1 protein-coding gene is annotated in these 561 nt (G+C 57.2%); it reads right to left on the bottom strand.

Annotation, left to right across the window (positions count from 1 at the left end):
- Window positions 1-58: 58 nt before the first annotated feature.
- The coding region (locus CR103_RS21795; protein ID WP_099917962.1) for an IS6 family transposase at window positions 59-561 on the bottom strand (503 nt) is incomplete at its 5' end.

The following is a 561-nucleotide window of genomic DNA, read 5'->3' as shown; positions in this document are numbered from 1 at the left end:
TGGCTCCGTCGCGTTGTTCGGCAAAAGACGGAATTTTCCAGAAATGGAATCTCCCCCTTCAAACTGGACGGACTTGTGCTGCGAACGCATAAAATTGGTCGGCGAATGACCTTGTATCGGCGCCGCAGCTTGCAAACTGGCCCTTGCGGATCATGTGCATGAGCTCGATGCCGGCGAGTACGCAGCGAGCAGAGCGAAATGATTTGAAGTTGAGCATCGGCCTGGTCATCCGCTTTATGGCGCGGTGGTCTTGTTCGATGATGTTGTTGAGGTATTTGACCTGGCGCACAACGATCGGCACGTCACGGCCGGCGTTAATCGCATCGATGGCAGCCTTGTTGGCGCCGCTCTTGTCCATCGCGACTTTTTCAGGCGCGCCGTTCGCTGCCATCGCCTTGTCGAAGAAGCGCTTAGCCGCAGCCATGTCGCGCTTCGCCGTCAGCAGGAAGTCGACGGTCTTGCCCTGCTTGTCGACCGCGCGGTAGAGGTATTTCCAGACACCCTTGACCTTGATGTAGGTCTCATCCATTCGCCAGCTGGCGCCTACAGGACGCTTGTGCT

The organism is Massilia psychrophila (assembly GCF_002760665.1).
GTDB lineage: Bacteria > Pseudomonadota > Gammaproteobacteria > Burkholderiales > Burkholderiaceae_D > JAFCUW01.
This window is presented reverse-complemented; position numbering and strand designations above follow the sequence as displayed.